Annotated in this window: 26 protein-coding genes and 1 pseudogene; 8 read left to right on the top strand and 19 right to left on the bottom strand. The window is 33.9% G+C overall.

What is annotated here, in order from left to right; genetic code table 11:
* Positions 1-107: 107 nt before the first annotated feature.
* Positions 108-515: a NusG domain II-containing protein gene (locus EFB00_RS13200; RefSeq protein WP_122647319.1), complete on the bottom strand. Its 408-nt coding sequence runs from the start codon at positions 513-515 to the stop codon at positions 108-110.
* Positions 516-788: 273 nt separating this feature from the next.
* Here EFB00_RS13200 and EFB00_RS13195 point away from each other — a divergent pair, with 273 nt between their 5' ends.
* The gene (locus EFB00_RS13195; protein WP_122647318.1) at positions 789-2,156 is read left to right on the top strand and encodes a peptidoglycan DD-metalloendopeptidase family protein; all 1,368 of its coding nucleotides are present in this window, start codon (positions 789-791) and stop codon (positions 2,154-2,156) included.
* A gap of 5 nt (positions 2,157-2,161) precedes the next feature.
* Positions 2,162-2,698 carry a class A sortase gene (locus tag EFB00_RS13190; protein ID WP_241153463.1) on the top strand — a complete coding sequence of 179 codons (537 nt, stop codon included), beginning with the start codon at positions 2,162-2,164 and terminating at the stop codon, positions 2,696-2,698.
* A 331-nt stretch (positions 2,699-3,029) separates the two neighbouring features.
* Here the strand turns inward: EFB00_RS13190 and EFB00_RS13185 are convergent.
* The 3 genes from EFB00_RS13185 to EFB00_RS13170 form a co-directional block, all read right to left on the bottom strand.
* Positions 3,030-4,192, bottom strand: a protein-coding gene (locus tag EFB00_RS13185; protein WP_122647317.1) for an IS3 family transposase whose coding sequence is annotated in 2 segments (ribosomal slippage) — positions 3,030-3,916 and positions 3,916-4,192 — 1,164 coding nt in all. Because the reading frame shifts where the segments join, the coding sequence is not laid out codon by codon here.
* Positions 4,193-4,437: 245 nt separating this feature from the next.
* Positions 4,438-4,659 carry a hypothetical protein gene (locus EFB00_RS13180; protein WP_002319289.1) on the bottom strand — a complete coding sequence of 74 codons (222 nt, stop codon included), beginning with the start codon at positions 4,657-4,659 and terminating at the stop codon, positions 4,438-4,440.
* 360 nt (positions 4,660-5,019) lie between these two features.
* Entirely contained in the window at positions 5,020-5,565 is a 546-nt protein-coding gene (locus tag EFB00_RS13170; RefSeq protein ID WP_122647316.1) for a recombinase family protein, read from the bottom strand.
* A 440-nt stretch (positions 5,566-6,005) separates the two neighbouring features.
* On the opposite strand from EFB00_RS13170, the gene EFB00_RS13165 reads away from it, so the two are divergent.
* Positions 6,006-6,173, top strand: coding sequence for a YjzC family protein (locus EFB00_RS13165; protein WP_010731417.1), 168 nt, complete (start codon positions 6,006-6,008; stop codon positions 6,171-6,173).
* A 46-nt stretch (positions 6,174-6,219) separates the two neighbouring features.
* The gene (locus EFB00_RS13160) at positions 6,220-6,621 is read left to right on the top strand and encodes a hypothetical protein (RefSeq protein WP_010731416.1); all 402 of its coding nucleotides are present in this window, start codon (positions 6,220-6,222) and stop codon (positions 6,619-6,621) included.
* A gap of 373 nt (positions 6,622-6,994) precedes the next feature.
* On the opposite strand, the gene EFB00_RS13155 is transcribed toward EFB00_RS13160, so the two are convergent.
* Entirely contained in the window at positions 6,995-8,902 is a 1,908-nt protein-coding gene (locus EFB00_RS13155; RefSeq protein WP_002301365.1) for a heavy metal translocating P-type ATPase, read from the bottom strand.
* A gap of 255 nt (positions 8,903-9,157) precedes the next feature.
* On the opposite strand from EFB00_RS13155, the gene EFB00_RS13150 reads away from it, so the two are divergent.
* Complete coding sequence (locus EFB00_RS13150; protein ID WP_002301366.1) at positions 9,158-9,478, top strand: ArsR/SmtB family transcription factor; 321 nt, start codon at positions 9,158-9,160, stop codon at positions 9,476-9,478.
* A 111-nt stretch (positions 9,479-9,589) separates the two neighbouring features.
* On the opposite strand, the gene EFB00_RS13145 is transcribed toward EFB00_RS13150, so the two are convergent.
* The 4 genes from EFB00_RS13145 to mobQ all read right to left on the bottom strand — a co-directional run bounded on the left by EFB00_RS13145 (position 9,590) and on the right by mobQ (position 13,584).
* Positions 9,590-10,204, bottom strand: a complete 615-nt coding sequence (locus EFB00_RS13145; protein ID WP_010620830.1) for a CadD family cadmium resistance transporter — start codon at positions 10,202-10,204, stop codon at positions 9,590-9,592.
* Positions 10,205-10,220: 16 nt separating this feature from the next.
* A complete protein-coding gene (locus EFB00_RS13140) occupies positions 10,221-10,583 on the bottom strand; it encodes an ArsR/SmtB family transcription factor (RefSeq protein WP_010731415.1) in 363 nt (120 codons plus the stop codon).
* 156 nt (positions 10,584-10,739) lie between these two features.
* Positions 10,740-11,420, bottom strand: a complete 681-nt coding sequence (locus EFB00_RS13135; RefSeq protein WP_164709496.1) for an IS6-like element IS1216 family transposase — start codon at positions 11,418-11,420, stop codon at positions 10,740-10,742.
* A gap of 178 nt (positions 11,421-11,598) precedes the next feature.
* Positions 11,599-13,584: a MobQ family relaxase gene (gene mobQ, locus EFB00_RS13130; RefSeq protein ID WP_010731413.1), complete on the bottom strand. Its 1,986-nt coding sequence runs from the start codon at positions 13,582-13,584 to the stop codon at positions 11,599-11,601.
* A gap of 291 nt (positions 13,585-13,875) precedes the next feature.
* On the opposite strand from mobQ, the gene EFB00_RS13125 reads away from it, so the two are divergent.
* Together EFB00_RS13125 and EFB00_RS13120 are read left to right on the top strand one after the other, a co-directional pair.
* The gene (locus tag EFB00_RS13125; protein ID WP_122647314.1) at positions 13,876-14,175 is read left to right on the top strand and encodes a hypothetical protein; all 300 of its coding nucleotides are present in this window, start codon (positions 13,876-13,878) and stop codon (positions 14,173-14,175) included.
* Between the two features lie 2 nt (positions 14,176-14,177).
* Entirely contained in the window at positions 14,178-14,435 is a 258-nt protein-coding gene (locus EFB00_RS13120) for a hypothetical protein (protein WP_029485685.1), read from the top strand.
* A 28-nt stretch (positions 14,436-14,463) separates the two neighbouring features.
* On the opposite strand, the gene EFB00_RS13115 is transcribed toward EFB00_RS13120, so the two are convergent.
* The 10 genes and pseudogenes from EFB00_RS13115 to EFB00_RS13075 all read right to left on the bottom strand — a co-directional run bounded on the left by EFB00_RS13115 (position 14,464) and on the right by EFB00_RS13075 (position 22,898).
* Complete coding sequence (locus tag EFB00_RS13115) at positions 14,464-14,787, bottom strand: DpnD/PcfM family protein (RefSeq protein WP_029485684.1); 324 nt, start codon at positions 14,785-14,787, stop codon at positions 14,464-14,466.
* Between the two features lie 34 nt (positions 14,788-14,821).
* Positions 14,822-15,319 carry a DnaJ domain-containing protein gene (locus EFB00_RS13110; protein ID WP_029485683.1) on the bottom strand — a complete coding sequence of 166 codons (498 nt, stop codon included), beginning with the start codon at positions 15,317-15,319 and terminating at the stop codon, positions 14,822-14,824.
* A gap of 462 nt (positions 15,320-15,781) precedes the next feature.
* On the bottom strand, positions 15,782-17,719 hold the full coding sequence (locus EFB00_RS13105; protein WP_029485682.1) for an oxidoreductase: 1,938 nt from the start codon (positions 17,717-17,719) through the stop codon (positions 15,782-15,784).
* Positions 17,720-17,791: 72 nt separating this feature from the next.
* Positions 17,792-19,129, bottom strand: a complete 1,338-nt coding sequence (locus tag EFB00_RS13100) for a PucR family transcriptional regulator (protein WP_029485681.1) — start codon at positions 19,127-19,129, stop codon at positions 17,792-17,794.
* Positions 19,130-19,387: 258 nt separating this feature from the next.
* On the bottom strand, positions 19,388-20,251 hold the full coding sequence (locus EFB00_RS13695; protein ID WP_241153468.1) for a zeta toxin family protein: 864 nt from the start codon (positions 20,249-20,251) through the stop codon (positions 19,388-19,390).
* A gap of 129 nt (positions 20,252-20,380) precedes the next feature.
* Positions 20,381-20,848: pseudogene (locus EFB00_RS13690) on the bottom strand (ATPase); the annotation flags it as partial.
* A 1-nt stretch (position 20,849) separates the two neighbouring features.
* A complete protein-coding gene (locus tag EFB00_RS13090; RefSeq protein ID WP_007209310.1) occupies positions 20,850-21,035 on the bottom strand; it encodes a hypothetical protein in 186 nt (61 codons plus the stop codon).
* A gap of 1 nt (position 21,036) precedes the next feature.
* Entirely contained in the window at positions 21,037-21,321 is a 285-nt protein-coding gene (locus EFB00_RS13085) for an antitoxin (RefSeq protein ID WP_007209311.1), read from the bottom strand.
* Positions 21,322-21,337: 16 nt separating this feature from the next.
* Positions 21,338-21,553 (bottom strand): peptide-binding protein, encoded by a 216-nt coding sequence (locus EFB00_RS13080; RefSeq protein WP_001835296.1) that lies wholly within the window; start codon positions 21,551-21,553, stop codon positions 21,338-21,340.
* A gap of 91 nt (positions 21,554-21,644) precedes the next feature.
* Positions 21,645-22,898, bottom strand: a complete 1,254-nt coding sequence (locus tag EFB00_RS13075) for an SOS response-associated peptidase family protein (protein WP_122647312.1) — start codon at positions 22,896-22,898, stop codon at positions 21,645-21,647.
* Between the two features lie 297 nt (positions 22,899-23,195).
* Here EFB00_RS13075 and EFB00_RS13070 point away from each other — a divergent pair, with 297 nt between their 5' ends.
* Positions 23,196-23,324: a hypothetical protein gene (locus EFB00_RS13070; protein WP_010749143.1), complete on the top strand. Its 129-nt coding sequence runs from the start codon at positions 23,196-23,198 to the stop codon at positions 23,322-23,324.
* Positions 23,325-23,359: the final 35 nt, after the last annotated feature.

Here is a 23,359-nt window from a genome sequence, read left to right as displayed (position 1 = left end):
AATGAAGAATCATGTAAACAGGTTTTAGCGATTTTAGTTAACGGTCTTTCCTTAGATTACTCCGTCCATGTCTCTATAATAGGATTCGTGGTACTTATTAGTTCATACTAATAAATTAAAGGATTCTCCTCTACTCCTAAAATTTCAACAATCAATTTATGAGGCAGACATATACTCATTTCCCCTGGTCTACTAATCCAGCCTGTACGAACAGCAATTTGATCAGGACTATTATCTTCTTTTACCCTGATTTTTCCTGGAGCTACTTCAATAATATTGTATTTCCCTTTTTGAGGGTAATATGTTTTTTCAAAAGACTCATTAACTTGTGATAAGTTAAATTTGTCTACAACTTCTCCATCTATTTTAACAACTGCAATTACATCTGTACTTTCCCTATTATTATTTTCATCATTATTAGTATCAAATAGTAAATATGGTACGAATGATGCCATAATGACCGCAGTAATAATGAAATAGTCCCAAGGTTTCATAAGTTTCAATATTTTATCCACTAAATTCGTTCTCCTGTATTAACTTTTGATATCATACTTTACAGTTGTGTGAATTTTATGTAGGTCTGTATATACTCCATAAAATCTCCATAAGTTTTAGTTATTTTAAAGCTGTCTATTAAATTGAAATATTGCATATGGATCCAATTGCTTTTTTCATAGTAATTCCAATTTCAGTTCCTAATAGAACCTGTAGTATCGATAAAAATAGAGAGGAGAGTATTATGTAAAATGTTTCTTCACAAATAAAAATAAGGGAAGTGAATAATCAATTTGAAAAAAACATTTATATCTACCTCTGTCATAGTGTTTTTGCTATTTTTTAGTAATAGCATCTTAGCTAAGGCACAGACTATTGAGGAAAAAATAAAAGAAAAAGATGATAAAATTGAAACAATTGTGAAAGATCAAAAATCCGCTGAAATTTATCTTACAGATCTAGATAACAAAATAACTCAGCTAGAAAACGAATATCAAAAAGTGCTAAAGGAAAAAAACACATCTGAGAAGAAACTTACCGAAATTAGTCAGAAAATTACTGCTCTTGAGGAAAGAATACGCCTTAGGAATAAACTTATCGAAGAGCAGGCTAGGAATGCACAAGTAAATCAAAAAAGTGACTCTATAATATCTGTCATGGTAAACGCCGAATCATTATCAGATGCAGTCACAGCAGCCATTGGTATGACTAAGCTTATTTCTGCTAGTAATGAGATTATGCAAGCACAGATAGATGATAAAGAAAATTTAGATCAATTAAAAAAAGAAGCTGAGAAAAAAGTTACAGATGCGGAAAAAGAAACTCAATCTCTCGAAGAGAAAGAAAAAGATCTTATAGAAGCCAAATTAACACAAAGTATAAAAATCAATGAGATATCCGCTTCTTTGGCGACAGAGAAATCCGAAAAAGCAAAATTTGAAAATCAAAAACAAGAAGCTGAAAAAAGAAGGGAGAAAGAGCTTAAAGCTATAGCAGAGGAAAAGAGAAAAGAAGCAGAAGCTGCGGCTATTTTAAAAGCTCAAGAGGCAGAAGCCGCATCTATTATAAAAGATCAGGAAAAAGATGTATCACAACTAGCCGATACCAATGACATAGGAATAGGTCAAGGAAATACTGATACACAGAAAGAAGAACAGATACCAGATGAAACTTCGGAGCAAGATTCGAACTCAGTTAATCAAAATGAGTACCAAGACAACAATAGTTCTTCCGATAATACTCAGATTCAAAGTCCCAGTTCTTCTGGTTGGGGCGCACCCGTAGCCAACATTTTCGTCACAAGTCCATTTGGGGGAAGAGCTGATCCTACTGGATTTTCTGGATCTTTTCACGATGGTATAGATATGGGTGGAACTTCTTCAACTCCTATCATGGCATCAAGATCAGGAACTGTAGTACAGGCGTCCTTTGATGGATCCGCAGGTAATTACATTATTATTGATCACGGAGATGGTTACTATTCATATTACCTTCACCTAAGTAATTATATTGCTACACCAGGCCAATCAGTGAGTGCTGGTCAGACCATCGGCATCATGGGAACTACAGGAAATTCAACAGGAGTTCATTTGCATTTTGGAATAGCGACTAGCTCAAATTGGTCTGGATTCGTAGACCCTGCTCCATTTCTAGGAATCTAAAAATGATGAAAAAAATCAAGCGTCTTTCTTTAAATTTACTTCTAATTACCCTTTTTTTTACAGGTTTAGTTTTAATATTTAATTTTCAAATTCGATCTTACTTACTGAATAAACAAGTTCAACAATATGACATAGCAAATTATTCAAAGAAAGATTTGGAAGACAATCTGAAAAAGAAAGGAAACTTTGATTTTGATTCTGTTGAATCTATATCAAATGAGTTAGTATTAAAAGCACAAATCAAAAATAATGATTTGCCTATAATAGGTGGTATCGCTATACCCATTGTAAAATTATCTTTACCAATATACAACGGATTGGACAACACCTCGCTACTTTCTGGGGCTGGAACAATGAAACCAGATCAGCAGATGGGAAAACGAAATTACGCTTTAGCAAGTCATAGTGCCAAAGATAAAACTATTTTATTTTCCCCATTAGAGTTTATTTCTCTAAAAGAAAAAATATATGTGACAGACTTAAAGAATATTTATATTTACCAAGTGTCCTTTAAAGAAAAAGTGGATCCATCAAGAGTTTAAGTCATTGATGATATTCCTAATAAAGATATGATCACTCTTGTTACATGCGGGGATTTGGCTGCTGTAACGAGATTGATTGTACAAGGTACACTAATCGATACAGTTGAATTTAAGAATGCTAATCAATATATCCAATCTTTATTTAGTTAACATAAAAAATTCTTGATATACTTCAAATTCTGTTAGAGTTTGGTTGATTGTCTTGGAATGGCAACAGTTTTTTTGACAAATTTTATAAGGTGCAGAACTTCTTTCCGTATGCTATTCCGATTGTCCTTGACAATGAGCCTCCTCGGATGTGACGATCTTCGGCAGGAGCTAACAGTTAAAGTTAGACTGCCTCGCTAGCGTTAGCACATCCGAGCTCATTATCAAGGATTCGCTGCGCCAATCTCTGGTTACGGTAACCAACCGGTGTCTCGTAGCCAAGTGTACCGTGCAACCGAAGGTGGTTCCACCAATTGACATAGTCAAATAACTCCAAATCCAATTGTTGTAAGGTTTCAAATGTGTATTGATAGACAAATTCTACTTTCAACGACTTATAAGTTGATTCAGCTACGGCATTATCAAAAGGACAGCCTTTATGACTCAATGATCGATTGATGTCAAAAGTTGTTAATAATTCATCAATAGCTTGGTTATCAAACTCTTTTCCACGATCAGTATGAAAAATCTCAACCTCTATCAGAGGTTGTTTGATACGGCTAAATGCTTTTTTTACTAGAACGGCATCTTTATGTTCTCCACAAGAATAGCCGAGAATTTCTCGATTGAACAGATCCAAAATGAAACAGACATAATTCCATTTTTTCCCGACTCGTACATAAGTCAAGTCTGTTACGATCGCTTCTAATGGGTTGTCTCTTAAGAATTTACGATTCAATACGTTTGTCGTTTTGGCTTCATTGCAAGTAGAATGATGTACTTTAAAATAAGCAACAGTATAGCTCGATTTTAATCCTCTATTTTTCATGATTCTACTAATTTTTCGTCGGCTGATCTGAATGCCTCGTTTTGATAAGGCTTTTTTTATTTTTCTTGAGCCGTAGGCCTTTCGGCTACGGATAAATTCTTCAGCGACTACTTCTTCAAGTTCTGATTCGTCTTTCTTTGGTTTTGATTGATAATAATAGGACTGACGTGATAGACCTAATATTCTGCACATCGCTGATATAGGGTAAAGATGCTTATTCGCATCGATTACTTGTCTCTTCGTCCGAATATCAGCGCTGCTTGCTTTAAAATATCATTTTCCATTTCTAATTGCTGGTTTCTTTTACGTAGTTCTAACAATTCTTTTTGTTCAGGCGTAAGATTATCTTTTTCTTTGAATGAACCACTCGTTTTAGATTGCTTTACCCATTTGTCAAATGCTGAAGCCGTTAGTTCATATTCTCGAATGATTTCTACACGTGGCTTTCCAGCTAAGTAAAGATTGACGATTTGTTGCTTGAATTCTTGTGAAAAAGTTCTTCGTGTTCTCTTAGACATAAAAATTCCTCCTGGTATGTTTTCTTCTAGTCTACACACCTTAATTTTTCTGTCTAGTTAATTGTAGCCTATCCACATTTTTTGTATCATAAGTTGTATTAAAATCAATGTGTCACTTTTCAACCGGTTTTAATACCTTAAATTGTGTATTAAAAGTAAATTTACAATCCAAAATCAAGCCTTTTAAGCCATTTTCAAATTAAAGTGCACCCATCTACCCGTCAAATCACCTTAGTCTCTTAAAATTATCGTTTCTTTTTACTAAAGATTCCAAATAATCCGGCAACACCTGCTAATCCCGAAATTATCGCAGCAGCTTTTCTTCTGGGTCTATAATACTTGTAATCATCATATTCATTCAGTCGCTTCAAAGTGACCATTTTTCCATACCTTAGCACTTTTTTATGGGGGTCATTATCTCCCCAAGCATAAAAAAATTCATTAAAAGCCTTAGAAATTTTCCCCATTTCTTACAACCCCTTAATTCTGCATGCTTCAAACTCTAAATATGTCCTTAAAGAAACCATAGACTCTTTTGAATACAGTATTTCTATTTTTGACTATCCATGGGTCTTTAAATTTTCGATAACGCCATTTTGCTCTTGCATGTTGCCCAACATAATAGGAATAATTCTGCGCACGATTTTTATTACCTACAAAGAAATAAAATATTTTCTCAAAGATTGTTAGACGTTTCTTGTTCTTAAAGAAAAAATTATTAAGCACTGGTCAGTCTCCTCTCATCTCAACATTAAGACTTTATACCTATCTAAGTAATATCTTATCATATAAGTTCAAAAACACTTAATTGTAATGTTATATATCATTTATTTTCTTTTATTCCGCGTCAAAGTGCTCTTGCTGATTCCGGTCATTTTTTCGACCTCTGTATAAGAGTGGTTCTCTAGGAGCTGCATGGCCAGGTTAATCTGCTGCTGTGAAAATTTTTTCGGACGTCCCTCCCTAAAGCCCGGTCGCTGCTTAGCAATCTCCTTGCCTTCTTGAGTGCGTTCCACGATAAGGTCACGTTCGAAGTCCGCGAAGGCACTGAAGATAGTAAAAATTAGTCTACCAGTAGAGGTATTTTCGATTATCCCTAAGTTCAAAACATTAATCTTCACGCCTTTTTCGAAAAGGAATTTAATTGTGTTCAATGCATCTTGAGTGCTGCGAGCGAAGCGATCCAGTTTTGTTATTACTAGCGTATCGCCAGTCTGTATTTCCTGTAGGAGTTTTTGAAACTCAGGTCGGTTACTTTTGGTTCCAGTAATTTTTTCAAAATAGATTCGATCGCAACGCTCATCTTCCAGTTGTCGCATCTGTCCTGCTAAATCCTGATGGCGAGTACTTACTCGTGCATATCCATATTTCATGTTTTTCACCCTTTTTCCAGCTTTACTTTTGACTATAAGTTATGACACCGTTGTATGTATTGATTTTACTGGATTGGACAACCGTAGTCAATACTCTTGAGTTATGAACATTAAAAATAAAATATTTACTTAAATTACAGATTGTTTTTCTAAATATCAGAACATTTAGAGAATTGAATAAAATAAACTTATTCTTTATCTAGAGTAAATTTTTTTATTATTACATTTATGTAAATATTCATTAAACTTTAATTCCTATACTGTTAGAGGGTTTAATAAAATTTCGTAGTTCTAAAAATAATTCGGAAAATAAAATTTTAAAAAAACACAACATATAGCTATGTTCTTTCCGTTAATTCAATATATAGTGGTATAATAAATTTGTAAAGAATGACTTCGCCAAGAGTGTTCCTACAATAAAAAGAAAGGAGACAATAGTCATGACTAAAATGCATAATCCTGGGGAAGATAATAAACCTGCTGGAAAGTATTTGGAAGTTGGACCCAGAGGAGGAACGGTAAAAGATCCTCGTATTGTTAATATTGATAAGGGTGATCGCTTACCACCAACATCTGAATCCGGAAATAATTGGAAGAAAATCAATTGACTCAAAATAATCAATAAAAATCCTAATTTAATTTGGAGGTTAAAAAATGTGGAATAGAAATCAATATTCTGGCCCCGGAGGCGGACTGTACACGGGTCCAGGGGGCGGACTGTATACCGGTCCCGGTGGTGGAGCATATACCGGTCCTGGTGGCGGACTGTACACAGGTCCTGGTGGCGGACTGTACACAGGTCCTGGCGGTGGACTGTATACCGGCCCTGGTGGCGGATTATATACCGGTCCTGGCGGTGGTTTATATACTGGACCTGGCGGTGGACTATATACCGGTCCTGGCGGTGGTTTATACACAGGTCCAGGGGGCGGAGCATACACCGGTCCAACATCTTACAGCAGTAACATACCACCTTGGCAGATATTTGTAAGAGAATTAGAAAAACGAGGATTGTCGAGAGAAGCTAAAATGATAAGAAGTAGAATTAATCTTTAAAACATTTACTCTTTTCATAATATAAAATAAAGTTTGCTTGCATTTTTTTGTAAGTAAGCTTTATTCTTATTTCAAAATGTAATCGTAACATAGGAATGCCCTCTTTTGGTTTACCTCTTTTCATAAATACATATTTCACAACATACTTAATCGACACTGACACTGCACTAAAAAAGACAAAAAGACAACGCGTAACATATGTCAATTTTGGATACACCCAAATTAGACATAATTAAAGAAAAAACGTAGGCTTCTATTTTCGATACATGATTTTATCCGATTATGGTATATAATCGTTTATTTCTGGCGGTCATAAAAAAGAACCCTATGGGTATAGGGTTCTTCATACATGATTTTATCCAATTTCATGTATTTATTTAGACTTTAATAATCGAAGACCATTTAATATCACGACTAAGGTACTTCCTTCATGAACAATCACACTAATGGCTATATCCGTTAATCCTACTAAGCTTACGGTAATTAGAAAAGCGACAACTACCATTGAGAAAATAATATTTTGCCAAATAACTCGATTCATTTTTAAAGAAATTTCATGAGCTTTTACCAATTTAGACAAATCATTTTTCATTAATACTAGATCAGATACATCTACTGCAACATCCGTACCCTCTCCCATAGCAATTCCAACATCTGCCTTCACAAGAGCAGGTGCGTCGTTTATACCATCTCCCACCATAGCGGTTATACCATAGGTTTCTTTTTGTTCATTGATAATGTTAGATTTATCTTCTGGCATGACGTTTGCAATTACTTGATCTACTCCTAATTGTTTACCAACAGCTTGCCCTGTCATTTCAGAATCCCCAGTAATTAAAGTGGTATGGATACCACACTTCTTAAAGTAATCTATAGTTGCTTTCGCATGTTCACTTGGAATATCCATTAATGCTATCAGGCCGATTACTTTTTCATTTTCTGATACATATACAACCGTATTACCTTCTGAAGCCCATTCTTTATTCAAACGTGTATAGTCATCCGATACAGCCTCAAAAGAAGTTGGTTTACCTATACGATAAGTGTTTTCGTTATAATCGCCTATTAAACCTTTTCCAATCTGATTTTCCACTTCAATAGCTAGTTTATTTTTTGGTTCAAACTTGTCTAAAATAGCACTTGCTAACGGGTGATTTGATTCTTTTTCAAGAGCCACTACGATATCAATCATATTTTCCTCGTTCACAGAATCAGAAAAGTAATAATTGGTTACTTCCGGTTTCCCTTTAGTTAATGTTCCTGTTTTATCAAAGGCAATGGCTTGAATATCCGCTAATTGGGACAAATAGGCACTTCCTTTTGAAAGTACGCCTCTTTTTGCTAGATTAGAAGTGGCTGACAATGTTACGGATACGGTAGCTGCTGCTAAAGCACACGGAGAAGCTGCGACTAAAAGGACTAATCCTCTATAAATACTTTGTGACCATGTCAAATCAAACAGCATAGGAGCAAGTAAAATGAAGAGTGGGATTGCAATTAAAACAAATTTAACATACTTAGGCTCAAACTTTTGGATAATACTAGACGCTTTTGTTTGATTCTCTTGATTTTGATTCACTAGTTGTAAAATCTTTGAAAAGACAGTATCGTTAGTTTCTTTTGTGACTTCCATAGTAAAGGTACCCGTTCCATTAATTGTACTCCCAAAAACTCCGTCTCCCTTTGATTTCTCTTTAGGTATACTCTCACCATTAATAGAAGATTCGTCAATCGAAGTAGAGCCTGATACTATTACTCCGTCAATCGGTACTTGGTCACCGTTTAACACTTGAAGTTGATCTCCTACTTTCAACTCACTAACATTAACGATTGTTGTATTGCCATCTTGCATGATTAGCCTAGCTGTTGTTGGATTCATTTCTAATAACTTGGTAATTTCTCTTTTACTTCTTCCTTCAGCATAATCTTCAAGAAAATGTGCTCCAGAGAAAATAAGAACCAATAACGTTCCTTCCCAAAAATTTCCTATCAGAGAAGCACCTATTGCAGCTATTCCCATTAAAATATGAGAATTAGGGGTAAATTTGTGTTGTCTTTTTGAGTTTTCAATCGTTTCTCCAATTCCTTCAAGAATAATGACATGATAACCAGCACTAATTGAAGCAATTGAAAACAAAGTGTTTTGGATTAAATTATTTTCTCCGTTTACAAATAACGCAATGAGCGACAATGCTAAACCAATAAAGTACAAAATAATTGGCATTTTCCCATGATCGTGACTATTATTTTCGTGTGAGTGTTGCTCTTGAATCTCTTTCATTTCTATCACCTTTCTTAATAAAACTTTTTTTTAGAAATCGTAATGCTTACGAATTACGTTTGAACGAACATTCATATGTCTATACATTCATTTTATATCGCTCTATCTAATTTGTCAAAAAAATAGTTATCTTATTTAGGTGATAAAAAAAATAGGACTCTAAAATAGCTACCCTTATACAAAAAATCTTGCTTTATAAAAATATTATGATAATCTAAATGTGAATAAACAAACATATGAAGGAGAGAAATTCTTATGAATTCATTATCAACTTCTCCATTAAAAAATGAATCTATCCAAGAGGTAAGTAAAATATTTAAAATGATCAGTGACCCTACCCGACTTTCAATTTTATTTCTTCTGCAGAAAGAAGAACTTAGCGTTGGAGCTATTGCGCATTCTTTGAGTATGGAACAATCAGCAATTTCTCACCAGTTAAAAACTTTAAAGACTTCAAGATTAGTAAAATCAAAAAGAGCTGGTAAAAATATGATTTATAGCCTTGACGATCTTCATATTTTTAGTATTCTTGAGCAAGTTTCAACTCATATCGAAGAACAAGAAAAAGAAAAATAAAGACAAACTACAAGGTTAAAATGATTTTACAATTCATTAGTTCAAATAAAAAAAGACAGCGAGTTAAAATCTCGCTGTCTTTTTTTATTTGAACTTCACTATCGTAGTTGTTTATATAAAATTTAATAGTGTTTGAATCGTCCCATTTTCTATCAAAATATAAATTCCTAAGCCAATAAACACTATAGGAACAAGGATTCGTTCATATTTTTCTAAGGTTTCGGAAACAAAAGAAATCTTGGCTAATTTGTAACTGATATAGCAAAGAACCGCAACAGAAATAGCAAATACGATTAGAGCGGTGACAATCTCTGAAAAAGATAACGAGGCAAAGTAAGGAATATAAATCCCTAAGTTATCGCCACCAGAAGCAATTGTTATTAAGGCAACGGTCCAAAAGAAGCGGTTTGTTCCTCTTGATTCAAGCTTTTCAACGACTTCCTCTTCTTCTTCCTCCTCTTCGCCAACCAATGCCACTCTGATTCCTAAGAAAATCGGAATTAGACCGAGAAGCCCAATGATCCAATCTTGCGGAATGAAATTCAGCACATATGCTGCAAATAAACTTACGGCTACTAAGATACCTGTTCCTAGATATTGACCCCAAAAAATCTGACGGAGCCCTTTTTTTGTATGACTTTGAGAAAAAATAATCAGCAAGATAAATAAATAATCAATGCTGGTAGAAACGTAAACAGCGAGAGCTGATAAAATACTTTGTAACAAAATAACTTCCTCCAAACTAAATTTTCATAGATATATTTTCTGACAACTTTAGAAAATCCTGCACAGCGGAAAGTATCTCTTCATTCGCTAAAGAATAATAAACTACTTTTCCATCTTGACGTGATTTTGCTATTTCGTTCTTTTTCAAAAAACGTAAATGGTGTGACGTTGTAGCAATACTAGCATTAAGTATTTCTGCTAAATCACAAACGCACATCTCCTTATAAGTTTCTAAAGTATAAAAAATTTTAATCCTAGAAGAATCGCTAAAACATTTTCCTAACACAAGTAAATTTGAAAAATCTTTTTGATCCAATTTATTTTTTATTATAGTTACTTTTTCTTTATGTACGATAGTCACTTGGCAAACGTTTTCCATTCATCTCACCTCACATTCAAACGATTATTTGAATGAAGTATACCTATTTGATCACTCTTTTGTCAATCTATCTTAATTCCAATACACTATTATAAGCAATTTGGTTCTGTTGCAAAGTTTTAAATAAAGAATAAAATCCCTTACGGTATCTATGATTTAAGCTGGGATTCCCAATAATACCTTGATTTCAGTACAGACCGAAAACCCGAAGAGAGTGCCTTCTTTTCGGGTTTTCTTATATAATCCTCGAATGGCTTCCATGCCTTTAATCGTGGTAGAGGCAGTGCGTAAACTTCGATAGAATTTATTGCGTCTCTTTACTGGACGATGGTCTTGTTCAATCAAATTATTCAGGTATTTAATGATACGATGTTCTGTCCCTTGATAAAAGCCGTATTCTTTTAGTTTCTTAAAGGCACTTGTAATAGAGGGGGCTTTATCTGTGACTACAACCTTCGGTTCATCAAACTGCTTCACTAACCGCTTAAGAAAAGCATAGGCTGCTTGTGTGTCCCGTTTTTTACGTAACCAAATATCCAAGGTTAAACCATCTGCATCGATGGCTTGATACAAATAATGCCATTTTCCTTTAATTTTGATGTACGTTTCATCCATTTTCCATGAATAAAAGGATTTTTTATTTTTCTTTTTCCAAATTTGATAGAGTAGTTTGCCATATTCTTGCACCCAACGATAAATCGTCGTATGAGAAACGTTAATGCCACGATCATATAAGATTTCTTGAACTTCACGATAGCTAAGGTTATAACGAAGATAGTAGCCCACGGCTACAATAATCACATCCTGCTGAAATTGCTTTCCTTTAAAATGATTCATCGTCATTCCTCCTGCTATCTTTTTCTAATATTCTACCTTATTTGATAGTAGATTTAAAACTTTGCAACAGAACCGGATCAGTAATAAATAATGTACCTAATGCAATAACCGCACTTTCAAGCTTAAACTTTGTATTTTTGATAATTTTTTTTCATTTTATACACCTCTTGTTTTTATTTTATCGCAAAGGAATATTCCTTTGTAATGATTGATTTTCTTTTGCTTTTGTTTGCTTAATCAATTTGTCTAAGTTTCGTTTTTTCTGTGGTTGGTTACCACTCAACAATCGATTAATTGATTTTGCAAATTGGAACATTTTTACAGATACTTCATTTTTTTCAGGTTCATTTTTTTCCAATTCTTGGGATTGATCTTTATTAGTATTTTCAATTTCCTTACTTAATTCAATTTTATCAGAATCAGGTAAATAAGCATTGCGATTAACGACCTTTTTCAGATTGTGTTTTGCTAATGGGCTTAGTTCATCAATATGCTTCATGCTATCTTGAACAAAAAATACACCTTGACAATCATTAGGAATTTTCACCGTCTGAATGTTAGTTAAGAAGCCTTTTGATTGTTCCAACATGGAATTAATTTCCTCACTGCTGAATCTAGCAACTCCTTCGACTTTAGAAAAATCAGTTGTTTTGTAATAGTCAGCTTTTGCAAGTAACATTTCGCCTTCTATGACTGAATCTATTGAAACATTTTTATCAAATTTTCTTTCAACTTCTGATTGAACATATTCTATCAATCCTTGTTTTATTCCTATTAGTTTTTCTTTCTTGATTGATAAAATTTCTTTTCTTTCAGGGTTATTTTCTTTTGTTATACTATCTTCAACTTGTTTAATTTTTGAATCAAGATAACGGCTAGTTTGAAATGGTTTTTCTTTAAAAATCTTTTTACTTTCTTCTTTTTCTATTACTCTTTCATTGTAAATGACCTCTGCTAACTGATCTTTATTCAATAACTGTTTTCTAAATATGGTTTCATTAACCATTGCTCTAACTTCGTGATTTGAAAATTTGTCAATATTCAAACTTGGATAAGATTTTTTGAAGAATCTTTCTGCTTGTTTGTCTAAAATTTCATTTGCCTTTGTAAGCATATCTCGTTCACTAATAATTTTACTTAACATCAAACGTTGTTTTTGAATTTCCATTTTATTATTAAAGATAAGTGAATTTTCCCACCTCTTTAATTCACTAATTCTTTTGTCAATATTTTCATCATTGACAAATATTTTTAATTCTTTCGAAAGGTTTTTCAATTCCTTTTTCTCTAAAGGTGAAAATGTTTTTTCAAATTTTAAAGTAAAGTTTTGGTCTTGTTTTAATACTTTTTCTTGATTTTCAAGTTTATCAAGTTCGCTTAAAACATCATTGTAACTTTGAATTTCTAAATTTTTTCTTTTTAACTCGCTTATAACTCCTTTATCTTCTAATTTTTTTGAGTAAAATCCTTCGTGAATTGTTGGTAGTTCTTTTTTTCCAAGTTCCGCATGAGATTTTTCTGTTATTTGTTGATCGATATTTCTATCTTTTAAATATTGGTTGACTTTATCAGCCCAATCTTTACGAATGTCGGAAACAAGAGATTTTCTATCCCAATCATTTGTTTTAATTGAAACGGTTACTCTTTGCCCTTTTTCGTTAAAAATCTGATTACCATTTTCATCTAGTTTAGGTATTCTTTTTCTTTTATTTAGAATATTACCTTCACTATCTACTTCTCTCATTGTTAACATGATATGAGCATGAGGATTGTTTTCATCATCTCTATGAATGGCTACGTCTGCAATCATTCCTTCACTGACAAAGTTATCTTTTACAAAATCTTCAATCAACATTCTTTGGTCTGAATTATTTAATTCAATTGGCAATGCTACATTTAATTCTCTACACAGTCTAGCATTAGGTTGCTTTTCAGATAATTCCATTTTATTCCACAATGTCTGTCTATCTAAATACTCATTAGGAACATAATCAGGTTTTAAAATAAAAGCTTCTGGTTTAACATTTCTATGGTTGTATAGATTAGTTTTTTCGTATAGTTCACTATACAATTTTTCACCGCTTCGATAAGAAGCCATTGCAATTAAACTTCTTTTTCCGCCTTCTCTTTTTGCTATTGTCATAGATAAATGGAAGATTGCCAATTGTATCACCTCTCTTTCTTTTCAAACATGAGCGTAGCAAATTTTAACAAACACGCTTGACGATAAAACTGAACTAATGTTACGTTTTATAGCATATTAACCACAAACGTAAGTTAGTGGGTGTAAGTGCGCCCTTAGTAAAACATCTAAGGGAATTCTCTATAAATTAATTTTACCACTTATCAATGAAAAAGTAACTATGTTTAACCTGACATTTCCGTTTATATTTATTGATTTTAGAAATATAATATAATATGATAGACATATACAAATTATCAGGAGGGATATTTTATGGAAAACCAAGATCAAAACATCAAGACAGAAAATGAGCAAATCATTCCAAAAACAAGACCAAAAAAGAGAAAGAAAAAAACTGTTTCTGATATTGAACTTCAAATTAAAGAATTACAAAAGAAAAAAGAAGAATTAATTCTAAAATCAAAAGAAGATATTGGTGATTTTGTCCTTTCTACTCTTTCAAAAAATGATATTTCTATTGAATCGATTGAAGAAAACAAAGAATTATTCTATGACGAATTAGAAACTTTATTAAATGCGAATAGTCAAAATTTTTCTGAATTACTTAAATAGTTATGGCAAATAATGATTTAAATGACATCAACAAAAGAATAGAAAAACTAAAAATTCAAAAAAATATTTTGCGAGCGAATAGCGAGCAAAATATTAACAGAAAAAGAAGAACAAAGCGTCTAATTGAAAAAGGTGCTTTGTTAGAAAAGTATTTTGAGATTGACTATTTAACTGTAGAAGAAACGGAAGAATTTTTAAAAATTTTTTCTGAGTATATAAAGGCAAACAAGCCAATAAAATTTAAAAAAAAGGAATATTAGTTATAGATAATCTTCCTTTTTTTAGAGATTATTCATTCATAAATTTATCAACACTAACTATCATTTCAAGCTCTATTAACCTTTTTTCTGCTTTCTCTAAACAACCATATCTTAATAAAATATAAGATGTGTCATAATCGTAAAATGCACGTTTTAATGTTTCATATTCTTCAATAAAGGTATCTTTATAACCGACAATTTTCATTTCTTTATGGTCTAAATCTTCAGGATAAAGTATAATTTCTTCATTATCATAAGCTATTTGTATTTTTTCTAAGGTTTCTTTTTCGTTCTTTGCTTCAATTTCAAATTCCTTTTCCAAAGTTTCAATTATTCTCATTTTATAAAACATAATGTTTTCTTCCTTTCTTTATAACTTACAAACCCTATCGGGCTTGTAAGTATTTTTTTTCTTCTTTTTCTTCTTTAATTTTTTGGCTTCCATACATTCCTCTTATTGTATCCATGTCATAGTTTTTATGGCTTCTTTTTTTGTAATCTTTAGGGGCTTTATACCAAGCATATTTTTTAGGTGAATATCGGAATTCTAGGGCTTTTATATCTTCTTTATATGGTTTTGTATTACCTGTTAGCCATATAAATGTTCCTACTACTTCGATTGCTACGCCGTCCATTTTTATATTGAACAATTTATTAATAATATCCTTAAACTGTTCGGGTGTTTCTGTTGTTTCTTTGGTGTAAGTTTCACCTTCTTTATTCTTATGAGTGTTTTTAAGTTTGCTAAACAGTTCATCATATTCATTGTTCAAAATTTTCATTTCTTCTTCATTCCCGCCACAATCGGGGTGTAACTTCAAAGCTAACTTTTTGTAGGCTTTTTTCAATTCTTCCAATGTTTCAACGTTTTTAATGTATTTCATTTTTATCATTCCTTTTCTTTTTGATTTTTGGCTTTTTGACAACCATTTTTGTTAGGCGTTTGAGGAAGTGAAGCTGTTTTCCTCATGTTTTAAAAGCTAGAAATAAATTACAGTGTATGCTCCTTTCTTTTTTCGTTTTGTTGGTTCATTTTCGCCAGTGTGTTCGTGTCGTTTGCTGTGACGAGAACGCAACATAGACACAAAGAAAACACAAGGGCGAGCTTGCTCGTTTATATACCCTTGTGTTTTCGACTGGATATGTTAAGGTAACAAACAGTAAATGACACGTTACAGAATGCAAAATGTAGCAACTGAAAAAAGAAAGAATGCTGTTGTGTGCTTTATTTCTCGATCTGCTTTTAAAAAATGAGGAAATTTTTTTATAAAAAAAGAGTAGTTACCGTTTTTTGGTAACTACTCTTTTCTTATGATGCATGATATACCACTAGTAACTACTATTTTTTAAAAAACATACGCTTTATCATTAGCTTCTTTCATCGAATCGACTATTTGCCCTGGTTTGTTAGCGTCTCCGACCACCATTACATGAGCAAAAGATTCTTGAATTGATTTTACAAATGATCTACGAGGAGTCACACCGAGAGCGAGGACGACTGAGTCACATGGCAACTCATGTTCAAATCCCATATCAGGCTCCTTGAGCAATACATGGTCGCCATTGATTTTATCTAACATCCGATTGGTTTGAATAGAAACATTTGCTTCTTTCAAGTGATTTAAAAGCATCATTCTATTACTTGTATACAACGCGTTACCTACACTATTTGACATTTCAACCACGGTGACGTGATTATTCATTGCCATGACTTCGGCTGTTTCTAGCCCTGTCACACCACCACCGATGATGACGACCTTTTGATTTTCTATTGTCACTTTTTTTAATAGAACATCTTCAGCAGTAACGACATGTTCTTGTTCGACACCTTCGATTCGAGGAACAATTGGGCTACCTCCACACGCAACGACAACACCAAATGGATTTATCTCTTGTAACCATTCGATTGTGACTTCCTGATTCAATATAACTGTCACTCCAGCATCTCTTATTTCTGCGGCTAGAGTCTTAATTAACTCACCAATCATTTGTTTTGCTGGTGGTTGTTCAGCTGTTTTTAATGTCCCACCTAGTGAGTCAGTTTTTTCGACTAACGTCACCCGATACCCCCGCTTAGCCAATACAATAGCTGCGTGCATTCCACCAGGCCCTGCACCGACAACAACTACCTCACGTCCATCCCCATCTTTTATCAGAGTTTGGTCGTTGTACCGTAGTTCTCTTCCAACAATCGGATTGACCGTACATTCGATTGGCTTACCATTAAAGACCGTTTTAAAACATTGCAAACAACCAATACATTTATGGATGAGTTCCTCTTGACGTGCTTTCGCCTTATTAGGCCAGTATGGATCAGCTAAAAAGGCTCTACCAAATGATGCAAAGTCGCAAATTCCTTCTTCTAAGAACAGTTCAGCTGTTTTCGGATATTTTAAATTATTTACTGCAATAACAGGAATCGATACTTCTTCACGAATAGCTTTTGCTAAATGTTTTTTCCAGCCTTCTGGTAAAAATTGTGGTTCGATGACTGCATACCCAGTTTCGTAAGTCCCTGCGCTTACATCAATGGCAGCAACGCCTTGCGCTTCTAGTATTTTTGCGATTTGAATGGTATCTTCAAGCTTTAGGCCACCTTCGATGAACTCATCGGCACTTATGCGGACTGATACAGGAAACTTAGGACCACATGCAACTTGAATCCCTTTGACAATACTCGTTAAAAACGTTAGTCGTTTAAAGAAATCACCGCCATATTTATCCGTTCTCTTATTTGTATAAGGACTCAAAAATTCATTAATTAGATAGCCGTGTGCTCCGTGAAGCTCTACACCATCGAACCCCGCCGTTTTAGCAACCACTGCTCCTCTAATAAACTTCTCAACGAGGTCATCGCATTCTTCAGTTGTTAATGCACGAGGCATTTCTTTTACTACCCCACAAGGAATCGCGCTGGGTGCGACAGGTTGAACACCATTTAATAAACTTCTTGACACCTGGCGACCAGGATGATGCAATTGCAAAAAGATTTTACTATCATATTTGTGCACAGCCTCAGTTAATTGAACCAGTTTACGAATGTATTTACCTGATGTCACACTCAACTGTCCAGGTTCACCAATACCAGTCACATCATCAATACGAGCGATTTCAGTAATGATTAACCCGCATCCCCCTTTGGCACGTTCTTCATAATAACGAATGACTTCATCCGTCGCCTCACCGGTAAAACTTGAAAGACTTGTACCCATAGGCGGCATAACAATTCGATTTTTGATTTCTACTGATCCGATCATTCCAGTAGCAAATAGTTTTTCATACATACGATTTCCTCCTAAATAAATAGAACTTCCACAAGTTCAATTTATCACAATACAAGGGAATCTGACTATGTGCTAAAGTCTAAAATCACAGTCCTGAATTGTACATGATGCACACTTCGTACTAGAGATGCGTTCAAATGCGTGAAAAGCCAATTGTAAAAGTTGATTTTTAGCAAAATTTTTATATTCGTCCTGATAACAGACGACATAATAAGAAAATATTTGGTAGGAAATCAATAATTGCGCAAGGATGACGGAATTAGAATAGGAAAATTCACCTATTTCGCTCGCTCGTTTCAACTTATAACGGACAGTATTTCTATGGATGGACAGACAAATAGCTGTATGATTGACATTTTCATGTTGCAATAAATACGTATACAACGTCTCAAATAAGTCTGTATGATGTGCTAAATCATAGTGGATTAACTTTTGAAGTACTGGATGGAAATATTTTTGCTTCACTTGTTCAATTGGCATACTTGGCAACAGTGCATAAAGATTGACCTCATAGTACTCTGTAAGGGGCTTAACCGGTAGTGAAAATCGTGCCAGTCGATCGCATTCCAATGCCTCTATATACGCTTGGTTTGTCTGTAATAAATCCGAAAAATCCGCACTGACACTAATTTTGAGTCCGTGCTTTGTTGCAAAGGAAGATAGGCTTTCTTTGTTGGTCTGAAAGCTTATACTATCAAAAAGAATCACTACTTTCTCTTGATAGACAGCCGCTGTTTTCATTTGAAGTAACTCCTGAAATCTAGCCTGAATCTCTCTCAACGTCATACGTGAACGGCTTGTTGAATGCGACTGTTGCCAAAAATCAATGATTAGTAGTCGCCAATTACTAATTTGTAATAGTTGCTTATTTTCTATCCGTTCAGCTAGTTCCTTTGATGAATGAATGGATTGGTCTAATAAGTCAATCACAATCATTTCAGTATTATGAGTGGATAACCGATTTCGCTCATTCTTGGATAGTAGCTCTGAGACCATCTTTCCTAAAATATCAATCAGTATTTTATCATCTGATGTCAATTCGCGTTGAGAGTCAAGCATAAGTAAAAAGCCTAGTTCTACTCCTCTATTCTTAACAACTTTCACTAATTTCGTGTCGTGACAAATCTGACATGGAAAAAAATAAGGCGATTCATCACTAACCGTCACATGAGCTAACTGCTTTGCTTTAAAAACATATTCAACTGAACAAAACCCTCTGTTCACATAGGATTGCCAATAAGGATCAGTAATGTTTTCAGCATTCGAATGAGACACGATTTTATAGGAATTATCCAGTAATACCAAGGGATTCCCCAATACATTCGCACTTTTTTCCAAAAATTCATTTATCGTCGGACTACCCAGATACACGTCTAGCATGCCAGCTTTCATTTGAATAAGATCTTCCATCAAGAACGCCTCTCTTTTGAGTCTTCTATCGTTCATTATATCACAATCACACGTCGCTTGTGAACACAGAAAGGAGTTAGTTTAGCAGTAAAGGTGAATGTCCAGATACATCTCGTAAAACCAAGTCAACTCGTTAGTATCGTAAGTTTCATAAAAAAAAGCAAGTAACATAGTAAGGAATTACGGTTCTATAATATTTGGTGTTGTTACTCACATTGAGTAACAACACCAAATATTATAGAACCCCTTTTTTAAGGTTTAAAGTCCTGGAAGTTTAGGTGTCTTGGGTATTGGTGGTGTAGGTGGCTGCAAGCTTTCCATTTTTTGTTGAATTGCTTTAAATTCAGGGGTTTCTTGGTGTTGATTTTGAACCATTTTTTTCTCTATTCTCTCCAAAGTCGGTTGAATTTCTTTCCCTGATACTTTACGATTTAATTCTCTTTCTAAGGTCTCTTTCGGACTAATGGAAGGCGTTTCTAAGCTTGAATAGAGTTTCACTCCTTCTCTATTGTAAAGCCTTATATCGCTAAATAAGCCCGTTTTATGAAGGGTTTCTAAATTGGTCGGTAAGTTTTTGACAACAATATCATGCGCTTGTTTTGGTGTTGCCCTAGCTGTCATTGGATCATCTGCATACATGGTTTCATATCGTTCAATCGTTCCTAAGTATGATTCAATTTTGGGTACTGCCATGGCGTACATTTTTGTTTCATATCCTTTAGATTGAAGCATTGTGGCTGTTTGAATAGGAACGTCTGTTGTTCGTCCTGTGCCTTCAATCACTAAATTATAGCCTTGATCGCTTAAACGGCTAATAAGTGCTTCTGTCATACGATTAGAATAAGGTGTTGCATGTTTTACTACGTCTTTTTCATAGAGTTTCACTAATTCGTCAAAATTTGGGTGCTGTTGTTTGAACGTATCATTATCAATGATAACAACATTTCCTTGTGTTTCTTCGGAAATTGCCGATCGCAAACTAGTTTTCCCTGATCCTGGTTGCCCACCAAGTAAAAAAGCGGTTGGCGATTCAACCGCTAGTCTATTTTTAGTTAGTCGTTCAACATTCTTTTCTAAACGATCTTCAAATTGCTTTTCGGTGAAGTCAGTAATATTCGCCATATCTCTCAATCCCACCCTATACTTATTAATAAAACTAACTGGAAGCCATTGAATATTTTTTGTATTATTTAAAACTATCTTTTCCCCTTGACGTTCATAAATTGGAACAAAAATTTTCGTATTATCGTATAGCATAACATTATCACAAAGAGGGGCTATATATTCTAGATTCTTTAATGACTGACTATAACGCTTTTTTATGAGTTCATCAGGTATGCCATGACCGCCCTTTTCAACCCTTTGTTTGACACGTTGTATTGCCAAATCAGCATTGTCTATCCCAACATAAAATAAATTTACCTCATAACCCTGTGCCTTGGCTTTTTCAATCCATTTTTTCTGTCCTTGTCCAGATAATGTGGTTTCTTGGTGAAAAGACCTTTTAGATTCAATTGCTTGATTCATTTGTTTTACAACTTCACGCATAGCCTTCATATTATCTGAGTTTTTTCGCCAGTCACCACCATTTTTATTTAGAATTTCATCAGCATTAATTCGTTGTGTATCTTGAAAGAGTTGCGGTACTGTTTGATAAAGTGTTGATTTCCCTGCTCCATTGACGCCCGCAACAATAATATATTGTGGTCTATCCTTCATATTAAATCACAAAATCTTTCTGCTTGATAATTAGTTTTTGCTTTTGTTGCAATTGATAAGTAAATAATTCCTTATAAAATTCAAATTCTTCTTGTGTTTCAGCCAACTCATACGCTTTTTTTAGTTCCATAATGTCCATTTTTGACACAGTGTGATAGATTTCTTTTAATTCTTCTTGAGTTGTCATATTAGATCACTCCTTTTAAAGAAGGTGACATTTCAACAATTTGTTTTGAATATTGATTCATTGACCGCCAATACTCATGAATAGCTTGTAATTCTTCAAATGGTTGTTGAAATAAATCAACTTCTTGTGCCACTTCTAATTGATTTAAAAGATTCACTTCTAGTAAACGAGTATTTTTAGTATCTAGTTCATGGTTCAAAACATAATTTAATACCCGATTATAAACGCTTGCCGATAATTCGTTAATGATCTCTATTTCAAATGTTTTTTCATACGTAACTGCCATTTCATGTTCACTCCTTTTAAAGTTTGTCAGGTAAATATTTCCGTATATATTCTTCTAAGGCTTGATCCATAACTTCTTTTACGTTTCCGCCATTTTTTGCTGTTTCAATTTTTATAATATGGTGTAAGTCAGCACGAACACGAACCGTCTTATCTCCCATTATATCTTTTTTTGCACTGATTGGTGTATCATTTCGTTTTGCTTTTTGTGCGCCTAAATTTCCCACAATCACTCACTTCTTTCTATTTCTTCTTACTCTTATTTTATCATCAACAATCACAAATCACAAGTGATTTGTGATTGATCACTTGTGATTTGTGATTCTATTCTTTTTCGTTTTCTAACTGAATGATTCGCTCAACCATTTCAAAAAATACATTCTCATACATAGATAAAACTTTTTTGTCATAGCCTTTATGTTCTGTAATGCCGTTCTTAGACCAGGTACTTACTTTATTACTTCGCTTGATAATATTTTGGAAAACCAAATTATCTTCTTCATGTTCTTTGTACAGTTCTTCCAGGTTTGATTTTATCGTTGCGCTGTCCGTATCAACTAAATAAGGAACAAAACCGATCATATCTAGTCCAGGGTTAAACTGTTCTTGTAAATCAATCAAATAGGAAATATAGTTTTGAATGTTGTTTGTACTTTCTTCTTCTGCTTGTAAAGGGATCATGACGTAATCACTTGCCACAATAGCATTATTTGTATAAACGCTTGGCGTTGGTACCGTATCAATAATAATGAGATCATAGTCACTTTTTAAAGGTTCCCACAGAGTAGCAAGCAATCTACTTTCGTTTTCAAACGTCCATGAGCGAGTTAATTTTGGTAATAACATCAAATCAAACGTGCCAGGAATCAAGTCTAAATTATCAGTCAAATGAATAATAGAAGAAGTCAAGTTTCCATTTTTCAAGCCTTCATAAAAATTGACACGTGGCAATTCTACCTCAAAAGTTTTTGCTAAGTCTTTTGTCAATGTTGCTTGTAAGTCCTTATCGATCATTAAAACTTTTAAATTCAATTTGTCTGTCAAATAAGCAAACATAGTAGATAATTTAGACTTTCCAACACCGCCTTTAAAATAATTGTTTAAGATAACAATTGCTTCATTTTTACGATCATGTACTCTTTCCACTGACTCGTTTGCAGCGGTTGTCAAAAGAATCGATTCTGTCTCGAAACCTGTCTCCTTTTTATGGATCCGATAGAAGCAGGCAACATAAAGAACCTCATTATTTGAAAAGAAAAATTTTTCTTTTTCTTTCCATTCATAAAATCCGCTCATAGGAAATACACAGCGACTTTCTTTGAAGTGTTTTGCAAAGGTCTTTTTCTCCTCGACTGTTTCTGCCCGTGCATTGATTAATAACTGTCCTCTGCGAAATCCTTCGAATCCCCACCGTGTGACACCAGCAACGACTTCTTTTTGTTTCACTGCCAATGTAATCACCTGATTGGATGGAAAAATTTCATTTGCAGCAATCTTTTTTTCCTTACCAATTTTTGCCTCATTCCAATAATTCTTTAAACGCTCAGATTGCAGATCGTAAAAATATCTCCCGCACATAGTTTTCCCTCCATTCAATTAAGCTTCTTCTTTTATCTTACTATGGATTGAGTAAGAACCCTTTTCTTATGCTTAACTGTGGTGCACTTAACAAAAAATCACCTTCTTTCTCATCAGATTTGCTTAAACTGCTTTTTAGACAAAGCTTACCGACTGTCTAAAAAGCAATCACTGTCCTACCCTTATCTTTTGCATTCATTTTTAAGCAGGTCTATGCTTGGTTATAGAAAGAATGGGGAAATAAATCAAGCGTACGAAAAAGAGATATCCTTAAAAATTGGAAAGGAGCAATTCATCATGAAAAAGAAATTGTTTAGCATTGGTTTAACAGTAGGTGTCCTTGCATTAGGTGCAGCTTATCTTGCTAAAAAGACAGGCTTTTTCGAAGATGATAGTCACTTATACGATGAATATGAGTCTATCTAGTTTCTAAAAAGGGAATAAGTAACAATGATGGAGGA

Source organism: Enterococcus mediterraneensis (genome assembly GCF_900604485.1).
Taxonomy (GTDB): Bacteria; Bacillota; Bacilli; order Lactobacillales; family Enterococcaceae; genus Enterococcus_C; species Enterococcus_C mediterraneensis.
The sequence above is the reverse complement of the archived record's forward strand: the minus strand, read 5'-3'. Positions and strand labels throughout refer to the sequence as shown.

Bases quoted from the DNA above. Each gene is read 5' to 3' on its own strand.
- EFB00_RS13190 (WP_241153463.1), top strand. From the start codon at position 2,162: ATGAAAAAAATCAAGCGTCTTTCTTTAAATTTACTTCTAATTACCCTT.
- EFB00_RS13180 (WP_002319289.1), bottom strand. From the start codon at position 4,659: ATGGGGAAAATTTCTAAGGCTTTTAATGAATTTTTTTATGCTTGGGGA.
- EFB00_RS13170 (WP_122647316.1), bottom strand. From the start codon at position 5,565: ATGAAATATGGATATGCACGAGTAAGTACTCGCCATCAGGATTTAGCA.
- EFB00_RS13165 (WP_010731417.1), top strand. From the start codon at position 6,006: ATGACTAAAATGCATAATCCTGGGGAAGATAATAAACCTGCTGGAAAG.
- EFB00_RS13160 (WP_010731416.1), top strand. From the start codon at position 6,220: ATGTGGAATAGAAATCAATATTCTGGCCCCGGAGGCGGACTGTACACG.
- EFB00_RS13155 (WP_002301365.1), bottom strand. From the start codon at position 8,902: ATGAAAGAGATTCAAGAGCAACACTCACACGAAAATAATAGTCACGAT.
- EFB00_RS13150 (WP_002301366.1), top strand. From the start codon at position 9,158: ATGAATTCATTATCAACTTCTCCATTAAAAAATGAATCTATCCAAGAG.
- EFB00_RS13140 (WP_010731415.1), bottom strand. From the start codon at position 10,583: ATGGAAAACGTTTGCCAAGTGACTATCGTACATAAAGAAAAAGTAACT.
- EFB00_RS13135 (WP_164709496.1), bottom strand. From the start codon at position 11,420: ATGAATCATTTTAAAGGAAAGCAATTTCAGCAGGATGTGATTATTGTA.
- EFB00_RS13125 (WP_122647314.1), top strand. From the start codon at position 13,876: ATGGAAAACCAAGATCAAAACATCAAGACAGAAAATGAGCAAATCATT.
- EFB00_RS13120 (WP_029485685.1), top strand. From the start codon at position 14,178: ATGGCAAATAATGATTTAAATGACATCAACAAAAGAATAGAAAAACTA.
- EFB00_RS13115 (WP_029485684.1), bottom strand. From the start codon at position 14,787: ATGTTTTATAAAATGAGAATAATTGAAACTTTGGAAAAGGAATTTGAA.
- EFB00_RS13110 (WP_029485683.1), bottom strand. From the start codon at position 15,319: ATGAAATACATTAAAAACGTTGAAACATTGGAAGAATTGAAAAAAGCC.
- EFB00_RS13105 (WP_029485682.1), bottom strand. From the start codon at position 17,719: ATGTATGAAAAACTATTTGCTACTGGAATGATCGGATCAGTAGAAATC.
- EFB00_RS13100 (WP_029485681.1), bottom strand. From the start codon at position 19,129: ATGGAAGATCTTATTCAAATGAAAGCTGGCATGCTAGACGTGTATCTG.
- EFB00_RS13695 (WP_241153468.1), bottom strand. From the start codon at position 20,251: ATGGCGAATATTACTGACTTCACCGAAAAGCAATTTGAAGATCGTTTA.
- EFB00_RS13090 (WP_007209310.1), bottom strand. From the start codon at position 21,035: ATGACAACTCAAGAAGAATTAAAAGAAATCTATCACACTGTGTCAAAA.
- EFB00_RS13085 (WP_007209311.1), bottom strand. From the start codon at position 21,321: ATGGCAGTTACGTATGAAAAAACATTTGAAATAGAGATCATTAACGAA.
- EFB00_RS13075 (WP_122647312.1), bottom strand. From the start codon at position 22,898: ATGTGCGGGAGATATTTTTACGATCTGCAATCTGAGCGTTTAAAGAAT.
- EFB00_RS13070 (WP_010749143.1), top strand. From the start codon at position 23,196: ATGAAAAAGAAATTGTTTAGCATTGGTTTAACAGTAGGTGTCCTTGCA.